This is a genomic window from Nonomuraea soli, from assembly GCF_013761175.1.
GTDB lineage: Bacteria > Actinomycetota > Actinomycetes > Streptosporangiales > Streptosporangiaceae > Nonomuraea > Nonomuraea soli.
Genome location: NZ_JACDUR010000002.1, coordinates 607,922 through 620,796, shown reverse-complemented (window position 1 = coordinate 620,796; position 12,875 = coordinate 607,922). Strand labels below are relative to the sequence as shown.

At 72.8% G+C, this 12,875-nt stretch carries 10 protein-coding genes; 2 read left to right on the top strand and 8 right to left on the bottom strand.

Features of this window, described 5'->3' with window-relative positions; genetic code table 11:
- Nucleotides 1–10 precede the first annotated feature (10 nt).
- Nucleotides 11–2,872, bottom strand: a complete 2,862-nt coding sequence (locus HNR30_RS09970; protein WP_181609468.1) for an AfsR/SARP family transcriptional regulator — start codon at nt 2,870–2,872, stop codon at nt 11–13.
- A 76-nt stretch (nt 2,873–2,948) separates the two neighbouring features.
- Between HNR30_RS09970 and HNR30_RS09965 the strand changes: the two genes are divergently transcribed.
- The gene (locus HNR30_RS09965) at nt 2,949–3,203 is read left to right on the top strand and encodes a hypothetical protein (RefSeq protein ID WP_181610050.1); all 255 of its coding nucleotides are present in this window, start codon (nt 2,949–2,951) and stop codon (nt 3,201–3,203) included.
- Entirely contained in the window at nt 3,203–3,349 is a 147-nt protein-coding gene (locus HNR30_RS09960; RefSeq protein ID WP_181609467.1) for a hypothetical protein, read from the top strand. The genes HNR30_RS09965 and HNR30_RS09960 overlap by 1 nt, the downstream gene beginning before the upstream one ends.
- Here HNR30_RS09960 and HNR30_RS09955 read toward each other — a convergent pair.
- The 7 genes from HNR30_RS09955 to HNR30_RS09930 form a co-directional block, all read right to left on the bottom strand.
- Nucleotides 3,346–6,150 carry an AfsR/SARP family transcriptional regulator gene (locus HNR30_RS09955; RefSeq protein WP_181609466.1) on the bottom strand — a complete coding sequence of 935 codons (2,805 nt, stop codon included), beginning with the start codon at nt 6,148–6,150 and terminating at the stop codon, nt 3,346–3,348. The genes HNR30_RS09960 and HNR30_RS09955 overlap by 4 nt on opposite strands.
- Nucleotides 6,151–6,213: 63 nt before the next feature.
- A complete protein-coding gene (folP, locus tag HNR30_RS09950) occupies nt 6,214–7,050 on the bottom strand; it encodes a dihydropteroate synthase (protein ID WP_181609465.1) in 837 nt (278 codons plus the stop codon).
- Between the two features lie 10 nt (nt 7,051–7,060).
- On the bottom strand, nt 7,061–7,810 hold the full coding sequence (locus HNR30_RS09945; RefSeq protein ID WP_181609464.1) for a family 16 glycosylhydrolase: 750 nt from the start codon (nt 7,808–7,810) through the stop codon (nt 7,061–7,063).
- Nucleotides 7,807–9,681: an acyltransferase family protein gene (locus tag HNR30_RS09940; RefSeq protein ID WP_181609463.1), complete on the bottom strand. Its 1,875-nt coding sequence runs from the start codon at nt 9,679–9,681 to the stop codon at nt 7,807–7,809. Before HNR30_RS09940 ends, HNR30_RS09945 begins: the two co-directional genes overlap by 4 nt.
- Complete coding sequence (locus HNR30_RS49140; protein ID WP_281389576.1) at nt 9,678–9,812, bottom strand: hypothetical protein; 135 nt, start codon at nt 9,810–9,812, stop codon at nt 9,678–9,680. The genes HNR30_RS09940 and HNR30_RS49140 overlap by 4 nt, the downstream gene beginning before the upstream one ends.
- Before the next feature lie 71 nt (nt 9,813–9,883).
- Nucleotides 9,884–11,227 (bottom strand): glycosyltransferase family 2 protein, encoded by a 1,344-nt coding sequence (locus HNR30_RS09935; RefSeq protein WP_312894312.1) that lies wholly within the window; start codon nt 11,225–11,227, stop codon nt 9,884–9,886.
- 533 nt (nt 11,228–11,760) lie between these two features.
- Nucleotides 11,761–12,630: a LysR family transcriptional regulator gene (locus HNR30_RS09930; RefSeq protein ID WP_181609461.1), complete on the bottom strand. Its 870-nt coding sequence runs from the start codon at nt 12,628–12,630 to the stop codon at nt 11,761–11,763.
- Nucleotides 12,631–12,875: the final 245 nt, after the last annotated feature.

Here is a 12,875-nt window from a genome sequence, read left to right as displayed (position 1 = left end):
GCGAGATCGTTCACAGGCGGGCGAGGGCCTCGGCGGCCCTGGCCCGCCATTGTTGTGCCCCCATCACGCTGAACAGCTCGTGCGCCCGGTCCAGGTGCCGTCGAGCCGTCTCGTGGTTCTCGGCTGGCAGCGACCCGAGTCCGAGGTGGGCGCGGCCCTCGATCAGGCGCTCGCCCACCGCTTCGGCGAGCTCGAGCACCCGGCCGAGCGTCGCCCTGGCCTCGGGCACCCGCCCGAAAGCGATGAGTGCCTCGGCTGTGCCCTGGAGCACGTAGGCCTCCCCGATCGTGTCGTGCTCGGCCCGCACCAGCGTGCCCGCCTCCTCGTACAACTCCAGCGCCCGATCCTGGTCGCCACGCCGTACGGCCAGCAGGGCGATCCTGGTCAGCGCCTGCGCCTGGCCCCGGCCGACACCCTCCGCGCGGAAGATGGCCAGCGCCCGCCCGAGCAGGGTCTCCGCCTCGTCGAGCCGGTCGGCGTCGACGTGGATGGCCGCCATGTTGACCAGCACGTGGGCCTCGCCGGCCCGGTCTCCCGCGATCCGCAGCAACGGCAGCGCCCGGCCGTAGGAGGCCAGCGCCGTTTCCTGCAGCCCCCTGGTCCGCTCCAGCAGCGCCACGTTGCGCAGCGCGAGGGCGCGGCCGTGCAGGTCGCCGATGGCGTCGAAGACCGTCAGCGCCTGCGACAGCGGCTCCTGCGCCTCCGCGTACAGCTGCCGGAACAGCAGCATGGAGCTCAGGGAGTAGAGCATCGCCGCCTCGCCCCTGGTGTCGCCCGCCGTACGGCAGGCCTCCAGGGCGGTCTCGCAGGCGGTGCGCCAGTCGTCGAAGTAGCCGCGCGTCTCGAACAGCACGACGCAGGTCATCGCCAGGTTCCAGCACAGCTCGTGCAGGCCGTGCGCGGCCGACAGGCGCACGGCGGCCATGAGGACCTCGCGCTCCTCGTCGAGCCGTCCGATCGGGTCGTCGCCGAGCAGGTCGTCGGCCTCCCGCTCCGGCGGGCCGGGCGGGAGGCTCTGGCCGCGCAGCAGGGTGAAGTGGCCGCCGTAGTGATGGACGTGGGCGCGGCCCGCCAGGTGCAGCACGACGGAGCAGAACCGTTCCGCCACTGCGGTGCGACGGTCGTGGGACTCCTGCGCGGCGGCGCGCTCGCGGGCGAAGGCGCGCACGAGGTCGTGCAGGCGCAGGCGCCCGCCACTGACCTCCAGGAGCGAGGCCTCCACCAGCTCCGCCCGGGCGTCGCCGGGGTCTCCGGTCAGGAGCGAGGCCAGCCACTCGCCGCTCTGGGAGCAGTCGAGGAGTCCGAGCTCGCGCAGCAGCCGGCGGGCCTGCGGCGACAGGCTGTCGTAGGCGACGCGCAGCCCGGCGCGCACCTCGCTGTCGCCGTAGCTGAGGGTGTCGAGGATGGAGTGGGTGTCGCCGAGCATCGTGACCATGGTCTCGATGCTCCACTGCGGGCGCGCAGCCAGTCTGGCCCCGGCGATGCGCAGGGCCAGGGGCAGGCCGCCGCACTGGGCGGCCAGCTCCCGCAGCGCCCCGGGAGCGGTGCCCGCCCTGGCCGGTCCGATGTCGCGGGTCAGGAGCGCGACCGCCTCGGCGGTGCCGAGCGGCTGCAGGGCCAGCACCCGGTGGTCGGGCAGATCGGCCGGGCGCCGCCGCGCGGTGACCAGGACGGCGCTGGAGTCGCCGCCGGGCGTCAGGGCATGGATCTGCTCGGCCGACTGCGCGTTGTCGAGCAGCACGAGCACCCGGCGTCCGGCGGTGAGCGCTCGGAAGGCGGCGGCGCGTTCCTGCTCGGTCTGGGGGACGGCGGCGGCGCCGAGCGCCCGCAGGAACCGGCTGAGCACGTCGGAGGCGCGCGGGCGGCTCTCTCCGAGGTCGGCGTAGAGCTGGCCGTCGGGGTGGCGCGCGATCAGGTCGTGCGCGACCTGCAGGGCCAGGGCCGTCTTGCCGATGCCGGGGCGGCCCACGACGACCGCGACCGGCGGTTCGCCGTCGCCGCTCCCTTCTCCGGGGGCGGGCGCGAGCAGCGCGCGCAGCCGCCCGCGTTCCGCCGTACGGCCCACCAGCGGGTCGATCAGCGGGGGCAGCTGGCGCGGCGCGCGAGGCGAGCGCGAGCCTCCTCCTCCGGGCAGGTCGAGCCCGGGGTGCTGGTTGAGGATCGACACCTCCAGCGTGCGCAGCTCGTCGCCGGGTTCGAGGCCGAGCGTCTCCTGCAGCGTCTCCCGGTAGGCGCGGAAGGCCTCCAGCGCCTCGGCCTGCCGTCCGGAGCGGTAGAGCGCGGTCATCAGGAAGCCGTGCACCCGCTCGCGCAGCGGATGGTCGCGCGCGAGCCCGCGCAGCTCGGCCACCAGCTCGTCGTGGCGTCCCGCGTCCAGCTCGATCGCGACGCACGCCTCGTGGGCCAGCAGCCTGCGCTCCTCCAGGTCCTGCGCGACCGGCGCGAGCATCGGGCTGTCGAGGCCGGCCAGGACCGGGCCGCGCCACAAGGCCAGGGCCCGCCGGAGCGTCATGGCGGCCGTCTTCGGCTCCTCGGCCTCGGCCCGCGCCGTCAGCTCCTCGAACTCCGCCAGGTCCAGCTCGCCGGGCTCGACGCGCAGCAGGTAGCCGGGCGGCCTGGTGACCAGCCTGCGGTACGGCGAGGCGGTGTCGCCGAGGCCGCGGCGCAGCTGGGAGATGCGGATCTGCACCTGGTTGCGCGCGGTGCCGGGGGCGTCGGCGCCCCACGCGGCCTCGATGATGCGCTCTATCGGCACGGGGCGGCCGGCCTCCAGCAGCAGCGTCGCCAGGATGATGCGGGGCAGGGCGCCTCCGAGGTGGAGCTCCTGGCCCTCCCGCTCCGCGACCAGCGGTCCGAGAACCTTGAAGCGCACGCCGTCTCCTTCGTCTCAAGCTCTTCTGACCTGCGGAAAAGCGATCGCATAACGGGCATTTCTAGACTCGCCCGCCATGAAGAACATCGTTATCGCCACGCTCGCGGCGGCGTGCGTGGCCGGGGGAGGCCTGGCCACCGCGGGGGCGGCTCAGGCCTTTGACGACTGCACCATCGTCCAGGCGTCGTGCACCGGGGACCACACCAACCCCAACCCGTGGCCCGACCCGGACGTCACGCCCACACCGACACCCACGCCCACGCCACCGCCCATCTCCAGCACCAGAGAGGCCGTTCCGACGCCCTCCTTCCCGGACGAGAAGGAGGGTTGATGCGGATACCGCTGGCGGCGGTGATGGTCGCCGGTGTTCTCGGGGTCGCCGTGCCGGCCGATCTGGTCGTGTGCGACGGGGGCAAGGCCGACGGTGAGCTGTGCCTCTACGACAAGGAGCCCAATCCCTGGCCCAACCCGGACTAGGAGCCCAGGCGGGCGAGGGCCTCCTCGGCCTTCGCCCGCCAGTGCAGCGCGTCGATCTCGGTGAAGACCGCACGCGCGAGCTCCAGCTGGGCGACGTCGTCCAGCAGCAGTCCGAGGCTCAGCCGGATGCGCCCGGCGATCAGGCGGTCGCCCACCCCGGCCGCCAGGTCCAGCGCGGCGCGCAGGGTCCGCTCGGCGGCCTTGGCACGGCCCAGCCGCCGCCAGGCGTCGGCCAGGCCCTGCATCACGTAGACCTCGCCCACCCGGTCGCCGATCGAGCGGATCAGCTCGGCGGCCGCCTGGAAGTGCTCCGCGGCCTCGGCGGGCCGGTCTCGGCGCAGCTCCAGGCGGGCCAGCCGGTCCAGCGCCTGGGCCTCGCCGCGGACCACGCCCTCGGCGCGGAAGATCTCCAGCGCCCGTTCGAGCATGTGCCCGGCCTCGGCCACCTCGCCGCCGGACATGCTCGCCGCGGCCATGTTGACCAGGGCGTACGCCTCGGCCGGGCGGTCACCGGCGTCCTTGAGCAGCGGCAGGGCCTCCTCGTATCGTTCGAGTGCGCGCTCCGGCTGCCCGCGGAAGACGTCGACCTGGGCGAGGTTGCCCAGCGCCAAGCCCCGGCCGTGCGTCTCCCCCGCCCTGCCGAACAGCGCCAGCGCCGCCTCCATGCTCTCGGCCGCCGCGCCGTACTCCTGCTCGAAGGTGAGCAGGGTGCTCAGGGAGTAGCGCATGGCGGCCTCTCCTCGCAGGTCGCCCGCGGCCAGGCAGGCCTCCAGCGCGATCTCGGTGCACGAGCGCCAGTCCTCGAAGTAGCCGTGGATCTCCTGCATCGTGGCCAGGGCCAGCGCCAGCTTCCAGGCCAGCTCGTGCAGGCCGTGCGCGGCGGCCCGGCGTACGGCGGAGCGCAGGGCGGCGCGCTCGTCGTCGAGCACGGCCAGCGGGTGCGCCCCCAGCAGGGCGTCGATGCGGCCGGAGGCGACGGGCTCGTCGCGCAGCAGCCCGTGCGAGCCGCCGCCGTGGAACTCGTGGGCACGCTGGGCCAGGGCGAACAGGAAGCCGCACACGCGGGCCACCAGCCGGGGGTCCTCGTCGCGGGCGAGCTCGGCGGCGTGGGCGCGCACCAGGTCGTGCATGCCGTACCTGCCGCCCTGGTCGCGCAGCAGCGACGCGTCGGCGAGCTCGGTCAGCGCCGCCCGCGCCACGTCGGCGGGCCGGTCCAGCAGCAGCTCGGCCAGCCAGCAGGTGACCTGGGGGAAGTCCATGAGGCCGATGGCGCGGAAGAGCGCCTGCGCGTCGGGTGACAGGGCCTCGTAGCTCACCTGCAGCCCGGCCCGCACGGCGTGCTCGCCGTAGCTGAGCACGTCGAGCATGGTCGTGGTGTCGCTGAGCAGGTCGACCAGGGTCTGCACGCGCCAGCTCGGGCGTACGGCCAGGCGGGCGCCGGCGATGCGCAGCGCGAGCGGCAGGCCGCCGCACTGCTCGGCGAGGGTGTCGAGGGCGGCGGGGTCCTGCAGGGTGCGTTCGGCGCCGATGTCCTGCGCCAGCAGGTCGACGGCGGCGGCGTGGTCGAGCAGGTCCAGGCGGACGACCTGGCGGTCGGGCAGGCCGACCAGGCGGTCGCGGCTGGTGATCAGCACGCCGCCCGGCGCGCCGCCGGGCAGCAGCGGCCAGATCTGCTCGAAGCTGCCGGCGTTGTCGAGCACCAGCAGCACGTGGCGGTCGGCGACGGTGGAGCGGAACAGGGCGCTGCGTTCCTCGATGGTCGTGGGGGCGCTGGCCACGCCCAGGGCGCGCAGGAACCTGCTGAGCACGTCGGCGGGCTGGAGTTCGCCGCCGCGCAGGTCCACGTAGAGCTGGCCGTGGGGGTAGGCGGCGGCCATGCGGTGGGCGGCGTGCAGGGCCAGCTCGGTCTTGCCGACCCCGGCCCTGCCGGTCAGCGCGGCGATCGGCAGCGCGTCGCCGCAGGATTCCGGGCGCAGCAGCAGTTGCAGCCGGTCGAGCTCGGCCTGCCGGCCGGCCAGCCGGGAGATCATCGGTGGGAGCTGGCGCGGCGCCACGGGCTCGGCGCGGTTGCCGAGCGCCGGCTCCTGGTTGAGGATGGCGTGCTCCAGCCGGCGCAGGTCGTCGCTGGGCTCCAGGCCGAGGTTGTCGAGCAGCATCTGGCGGAAGGCGCGGTAGACCTCCAGCGCCTCGGCGTGGCGTCCTGAGCGGTAGAGGGCGAGCATCAGCTGGCCGTGCGGCCGCTCTCGTAAGGGATGCTCCTGCACCAGGCGGCGTAGTTCGGCGACGAGCTGCTGGTGGTGCCCGAGCCCGAGTTCGAGGTCGACGCAGCGCTCGTGGGCCAGGGTGCGGCGCTCGTCGAGGTCGTGCACGACGCGGCGGATCAGCTCGCTGTCGACGTCCGACAGCGCGGGCCCGCGCCACAGCTCCAGCGCCGAGCGCAGGGTGACGGCGGCCCTGGCGGGCTCCTCCTCCTGGGCTCGGGCGACCAGCGCGTCGAAGTCGGCCAGGTCGAGCGTGCCCGGCTCGACCCGCATCTGGTAACCGGGGGCGCGGGTGAGCAGCAGCGTCTGGTCGTGGTCGCCCAGCATGCGTCGCAGCTGGGACACGCGGATCTGGATCTGGTTGCGGGCGGTGCTGGGCGGGTCTTCCCCCCACGTGGCCTCGATGAGCCGTTCGAGCGGCACCGTCCGGTTGGCGTCGAGCAGCAGCAGGGCCAGCACGACCCGCTGCAGGCTGCCGCCCACCCGTAGTTCCTGCCCGTCATGGTCGACGACGAGCGGTCCGAGAACCTTGAAACGCATCAGTCTCCTTTCCGGACGCCATCCTTCCCAGGAGATCTTGCACCCGGCTTACAGCCAGCCAGACTATACTTCGCCTGACGTACTAATCCAGGCCAGCGCGGCCCGCGCCGAGGCGGGGTCGTGGACGCGAAAGACCCTCGCCCCAAGGATGGCGGAGACGGCCAGGGTCGCGACAGTGCCGGCGTGCCGCTCCTCGACCGGCAGGCCGCCCAGGCTCTCCCCGACGAAGTCCTTGTTGGAGACGGCCACCAGCACCGGCCATCCGGTGTCCACCAGCTCGCCGAGCCGGCGGCTGACCTCCAGCGAGTGGAAGGTGTTCTTGCCGAAGTCGTGCGCGGGGTCGATGAGGATCGACTCGCGCGCGACCCCGGCCCGCTCCGCCTTCTCGGCCAGCGCGACCGTGTAGCCGACGACGTCGGTGACCACGTCGTCGTAGGCGATGCGGTGCGGCCTGGTGCGCGGGGTGACACGTCCGGCGTGCGCGCACACCAGGCCCGTGCCGTACCGCGCCGCGACCGACGCCAGGCCGGGGTCTACGCCGCCCCAGGTGTCGTTGAGCAGGTGCGCCCCGGCCCTGGCCACGACCTCGCCCACCTCCGCCCGCCAGGTGTCGACGCTGATCAGCAGGCCGGGGTGACGTTCGCGGACCGCCTCGACGAGCCCGGCGACCCGCCTGATCTCCTCGCGGGCGTCGACGTCGTCGCCGGGGCCCGCCTTGACTCCGCCGATGTCAACGATGTCGGCCCCGGCCGCCGCCGCCCGGTCGACCGCGGCCATCGCGGCGTCGAAGCCGTAGGTGGCGCCGCGGTCGAAGAAGGAGTCGGGGGTGCGGTTGACGACGGCCATCACCGCGTACTGCCCCGGGGCGAACGTACGCACGCCCAGGCGAAGGGTGCTCATCAGGCCGAGCCTAGTGGTGATCGGCGCTCTGCCTGGATCTGACACTGACGTAGTCGACGAGCATCGCCCGGCCTGGCGCGGTCGTGGCGGCCGGCGGCCCCGGCAGCGCGCCGCCGATCGCCACGTTGAGGATGAGGAAGAAGCGCCGGTCCAGGCTCCGCTCCAGGGTGTGGTACGGCACGCCGTCGAGGAACCAGGTGACGCTCGTGCCCGTCATCTCGACGGCGTAGGTGTGGAAGCCGCCGAAACAGGCCGGGCACGGCCACTGCCCGGTGGTGAGCCCGACCGGCTCGTCGCACGGCCGGCCGCAGTGCATGGCCCCCATGATCGACGGTTGCCCGTTGACGGCCTCCAGGATGTCGATCTCGCCGATCTCCGGCCAGCCGGTGTGGCCGCCGAGCATCCAGAAGGCCGGCCAGTAGCCCTGCCCGTCGGCGGGGGTGACGGCGGGCAGGGCGATGCGCGCCTCGACCCGGAGCGTGCCGCCGGGCGGCACCCCGAAGTCCTCCCGCTTGCTGCGGATGCGGCCCGAGGTCCATTCGCCGCCCTCCAGCCTGGGTGTGATCGCCAGGTTGCCGCCGGAGACGGCCAGGTTGGCGCGGCTCATGCGCTCGATCTCGCCGGTCCCCCAGCGGCCCGCGCCCTCCTCCGCCACCCAGTTCTCCAGGGTGTCGAAGTCGTCGCGGAAGATCTCGCGCTCCCCTCCGGCGGAGCAGGAGGACAGCCCGAGCAGGATCAGGAGCGTCAGCAGGATTCTCATAGCACCGTGGGGATCAGGTCGAGGTCCTCCAGCCGTTGCTCCAGACGGGGCGCCAGCCGTACGACGACGGTGTCGGTCAGGTGGGAGTCGTCGCGGTAGAGCACGACGCCGTCGATCACGCCCGGGCAGGTGGTGCCGGGGCACAGCAGGTCGGTGACCTCCAGCCGCCACACGCCCGGCCGCTCGGCGAGCACGTGGCCGGGCAGCGCCTTCGAGCGCGGGAAGACGCACGCGGCGACCGGCTTGCCCGACAGGCACTCAGGCACGTCGAAGCCGGGCAGCGGGGTGTCGCGCAGGTAGACCATGGGGGCGCCGAGCCGTTCGAGCCGGGCCATCGTGGTGGCCCAGCCCGTCGTGGTCCGTCGCGCGTCGGCGTAGGTGGCCAGGGAGCCGAACAGGATCAGGCGCGGCGGCGACGCGGACTCCAGACGGGACAGGGCGTGCTCGCGCCAGACGTCGCACTCGCGGTACTCACGGCCCAGCCGGGGCTCCACGACGGTCAGCGTGGGCAGCGGGCAGCCCGGTTTGACCAGCACCTCCAGGCTCCAGCCGCGCCGCTGGGCGATGCGCTGGGCCATGGCGAACCACTGCCCGGCATGGGAGTCGCCGATCAACACGACACGCTCGGCGCCGGTGCCGAAGACGCAGGGCGGGCTGGTCGTGGCGGCCAGCTCCACCTCGCAGCCGCCCGAGCGCGGGTAGTCGGTCCTGGCGGCCGCGGCGTCGACCGTGGGGGCGGGCGCCGGAGCGACGGCGACGGTCCGTGTCCCGGCGGCTGGGCCGGTGGCGGGCGCGGTGACGAAGCCGAGGACCAGGGCGGCGATGACGGGGACGGTCATGGCGGCCGTGCCGACCGCCAGGCCGCGCCTGGGCAGCTCGGTGACCACGGCGGAGAAGCGCACCGGGTTCTCCACCAGGCGCATCGTCAGCCAGGCCGGTGCCGCGCTCGCGGCCGCCAGGACGAGCTTGACCGGCCACGGCTGGGGGCCGGTCGCGGCCTCGACGAGCACCAGGACGGGCCAGTGCCACAGGTACCAGGAGAACGACAGGCGCCCCGTCGCCCGCATCGGGGCGGTGGCCAGCAGCGACGACACCGGCGAGCGGAACAGGATCAGCGCGGCCGCGCCGAGGGTGGGGGCCAGCGCCTCGGGACCGGGGTAGGAGGTCTCGGCGATGGTCAGCGACCAGGCCAGGGCTGCGGCGCCTGCCGTACCCAGGAGCGCGGCGAGCCGCCGGGGCACCCGGGTGAGGTACGGCACGGCGAGCGCGGCCAGCGCGCCCACGCCGAACTGCCAGGCCCTGGCGGGTGTGGCCAGGTAGGCCAGGGGGCCGTCCCAGGCCAGGCAGAGGGCCAGAGAGGCCGCCGTGATCAGCACCGTGATCGCCGTCAGCGCCTTCCTGCGGCCGGCGAGCAGCAGCGCGAGCGGCGCCCACAGCAGGTAGTACTGCTCCTCCACGGCCAGCGACCAGAAGTGCAGCAGCGGGCTCGGGTCCAGCTCGGCGGCCAGGTAGTCGGTCTCCTGGGCGACGAAGCGCCAGTTGGCCGCCGACAGGGCCGAGGTGAACAGGTCGGCGGCCACCTCGCGCAGGCGCAGCCCCGGCAGGATCAGCCAGGCCGCGACGGCGGTGGCGACCAGGACGGTGCCGGCGGCGGGCAGGATGCGGCGGGCACGGCGGGCGTAGAAGTCGGCGAGCGAGAAGGGCTTGAGGGTGAGGGTGGTGATCAGGAAGCCGGAGATGACGAAGAAGACGTCGACGCCGACGAACCCGCCGCCGAAGCCGGGGACGGCGGCGTGGAAGGCCAGCACGAACCCGACGGCCACCGCCCTGAGCCCGTCGATGTCGTCCCGGTGCGATGTCGTACCGGTCATGGGAGCAGGTCCGGCAGGCCGGCCCAGCCGGCGGCGACGACCACGGCGAGCAGGAGCAGCACGGTCAGGGCCAGGGTCTCCGGCCAGCGCAGCCGGTGGTCGGAGGGCTGGTTCGCCGAGGGAGTCTCCACAGGTCGCGCCTTCGACGGGGGAGCGTCCAGAGGTCGCGTCTTCGACTGACGGGCCTCCAGAGGTCGCGGGTTCATCGGACGAGTCTCCAGAGGTCGCGGATGAGGGGGACGGCGATGTAGCTGCTGGCCAGGGCGAAGGCGGTGAGCGCCCAGTAGCGGTCCCAGCCGTACTGCGGTGCGCGCCAGGCGATGCCCGCCCACACGGCGGCGGTCGAGAGCGTCAGCCAGGCCAGGGCCAGGCGCGCCACCGTGCGGACCATGCGCGAGCTCTTGGCGCCCGCGCCGCCGCTGGGCACCCAGGCGGCCACCTGGCTGCGCAGCCCGTGGGAGATGGCGAACAGGTGGCAGTAGGCGTAGAGGGTCTGCGCCCTGATCACCTCGAAGCGGTAGCGGCCCACCGACACCGCGGGCAGCAGCACGAGCGCCACCCACAGCGGCCCGACGAACGGGATCATGTGCCAGGCCCGCACGTCCTGGGGGTAGGCGTAGAGCATGATCAGCCCGGGCAGCGGGACGGCGGCGATGTTGACGGCGCTCGGGAAGTACGACAGGAAGCCGCTCCAGTAGGCCACCCGCGCCCGCCACGGCATCGGGGTGCGGTGGAACTCCTTGCTGAACAGCAGGCTCATGCAGCCCAGCGCCCAGCGGTACTGCTGGGCGATGTAGGAGCCGACGTTGTCGGGCGACAGGCCCTTGGCCAGCAGCACGGGCACGTACTTGGTGCGCAGGCCGTGCCTGAGCAGGGCGACGCTGGTGTGGATGTCCTCGCTGTGGTCGATCTTCGGGAAGCCGCCGATCAGGTCGAGCGCGCTGCGCCGGTAGACGACGTTGCTGCCCACGCAGATCGCGCCGCCGTCGGCGTCGCGGCTGGGCTGCAGCCAGCGGTAGAACAGCTCCTGCGCGGCTCCTGCGGTGCGCTGCACCCAGGGCAGCTCGCGGCCGGTGTCGAAGAACTGCGGCGACTGCACGATCGCCACCCGCGGGTCCTCCAGGTAGGGGACCAGGTGGTCGAGGAAGTCGGGGCGCGGGACGAAGTCGGCGTCGAAGACGACCACCAGCTCGGCGCGGCCGAGGCCCAGGCCGTGGTTGAGGTTTCCGGCCTTCTTGAGGTGGCCGCGGTCGGGGCGGCTGCTGTAGCGGAAGCCGTACTCGTCCGCCAGCCGTTCGACGTCGGGGCGGGCGGCGTCGTCGAGCACCCAGACGGTGAGCGGACCGTTCCATCGCAGGTGCGCGACGTGGCGGAAGGTGTTGCGCAGGACCTCGATCGGCTCGCCCAGAGTGGGGAGGAAGACGTCCACGTCGGGTACGGCGGGCGGGCGCCAGGCGGAGGTCAGCAGGAGGTGGGATTCCCAAGTGGTGGTGCGCTGGCGCTGGCCGTCGATGTAGGAGAGCAGCCAGCCGGCGAGGTTGAGCACGAGGGCTATCAGGAATGGCGTCAGAATGGGGTGTCGGAGGGAGAAAAGGAATAATGTTCCGGCTGTCAGCGTGAGGCTGAGGGGGACCGCCAGGAGGACCCAGCGGCGTTGCGGACCAAAATAGAGGGATATTTCGTCATCTGTGGGTGGAGTTGGAAGGACATTCTGTTCTGCGGTCAGGACGGGCTCGGCCAAGATGGCTGTCATGGGTCACACCCCCGGTCTGTCAGGTGTTGTGTTCCTTACTGTAAAGAAACTTTCCCATAGACGGGAGACCGGGGAGGGAACACGGGGTGAACGGGGGTGGCGGGCGGGGCGCGTTTAAAGGATTAACTCAGCCCTTTGTCCGCTTTTTTCCTGACTTTTCATGTGAGGCAATTCACTGCGGCTTTTGGGCCCCCCTCCGCTGAGCGCGGGCCGGGCACTCCATCGCAGCGCGAGAGGCCACCGGCAGCGGGGGGTCGGAGCACCCTCGCCCCCTGGCGCGGAGGGGGCGTGGGGCGACTCTTGGAACGTTCCGGACTTATGGTGTTTTAAGCGGCCGATCCCTTCTCAGCGGTGGCCAGGAAGTCCTGGGCGATCAGCGGGAGGCGGCGACGCGCATGGATGACGGCGATCACCCTGCGCACGGCCGGCTCCAGCGAACGCACGACCAGGCCCGCCCTGCTCGCCTGCTCGGCCAGCCCGCGGTACCACAACAACGAGGCCTGGCCGGAGCGCACAGCCTTCAGCCAGCCGTTGCGCTCGTCGGTCTCCAGCACGACGATCGGATGCACGCCGTACTTGCCGAACATGGCATCCAGCTCCCGGCGCCGCACGCTCCCACGGGCGGGCAGGGCCAGGCGCAGGCCGTCGAGGCTGCGCATCGGCACGGGGTCGGGCAGTTCCAGGCCGGGCGGCGAGATGAGGACGATCTCCTGCCGCTCGACGGGGTGGGTGATGAGGTCGGGGGGCACGGGCAGGTCGGTCAGACCGAGGTCGGCCCGCTGGTCCCGGATGGCGCTGACGACGGCGTCGCGGCCGTCACAGCGGACGATGTGCACTCGGACACCGGGGTGCTCGGCGGCGTAGGCGGGCAGCAGCCGCCCCGCCAGGCCGGGCTCGAGGTTGGGAGTGGAGGCGATGCGCAGTTCTACCTCCGAGGCGCCGCTGTGGCCGGCCAGGCTCTCGATCTCACGTACGGCGTCGAGCGCCTCCCTCGCCAGCTTGACCACTCGGCGGCCCTGCGCGGTGACCACCACACCGCGCCCCGAGCGAGCGAAGAGCGTCATGCCGAGCTCTCGCTCCAGATCCCGGATCGCACGCGAAAGCGCTGGCTGCGCGATGTAGAGCGACCTGGCCGCGTCGGTCATGGTGCGGTGCTCCGCAGTCGCGACCACGTAGCGGAGCTGCTGCAGATTCATGCCTTTGAAGCTAGGGCAACGCCCGGTGTCCGGTCCGGGACATAGCGGAGATCACCTCGTCTGATTTCGGAGTGTAACCGCATACCGCTACATCCGTGACGGGTGATAAATCAGTATGCTTCTGCCCCATATTCGGCAAAGGTCGATAAAAGTCGGACATCCCGTCACAGGTGGGGGCAGCGTGACAGGCAACGGGCAGTACCCTCCGCACGATCAAGGACCTCACCAGCCCCAGCGGCCTCCAT

Bases quoted from the DNA above. Each gene is read 5' to 3' on its own strand.
- HNR30_RS09945 (WP_181609464.1), bottom strand. From the start codon at position 7,810: ATGAGAATCCTGCTGACGCTCCTGATCCTGCTCGGGCTGTCCTCCTGC.
- folP (WP_181609465.1), bottom strand. From the start codon at position 7,050: ATGAGCACCCTTCGCCTGGGCGTGCGTACGTTCGCCCCGGGGCAGTAC.
- HNR30_RS09930 (WP_181609461.1), bottom strand. From the start codon at position 12,630: ATGAATCTGCAGCAGCTCCGCTACGTGGTCGCGACTGCGGAGCACCGC.
- HNR30_RS09960 (WP_181609467.1), top strand. From the start codon at position 3,203: ATGCGGATACCGCTGGCGGCGGTGATGGTCGCCGGTGTTCTCGGGGTC.
- HNR30_RS09955 (WP_181609466.1), bottom strand. From the start codon at position 6,150: ATGCGTTTCAAGGTTCTCGGACCGCTCGTCGTCGACCATGACGGGCAG.
- HNR30_RS09940 (WP_181609463.1), bottom strand. From the start codon at position 9,681: ATGACCGGTACGACATCGCACCGGGACGACATCGACGGGCTCAGGGCG.
- HNR30_RS09965 (WP_181610050.1), top strand. From the start codon at position 2,949: ATGAAGAACATCGTTATCGCCACGCTCGCGGCGGCGTGCGTGGCCGGG.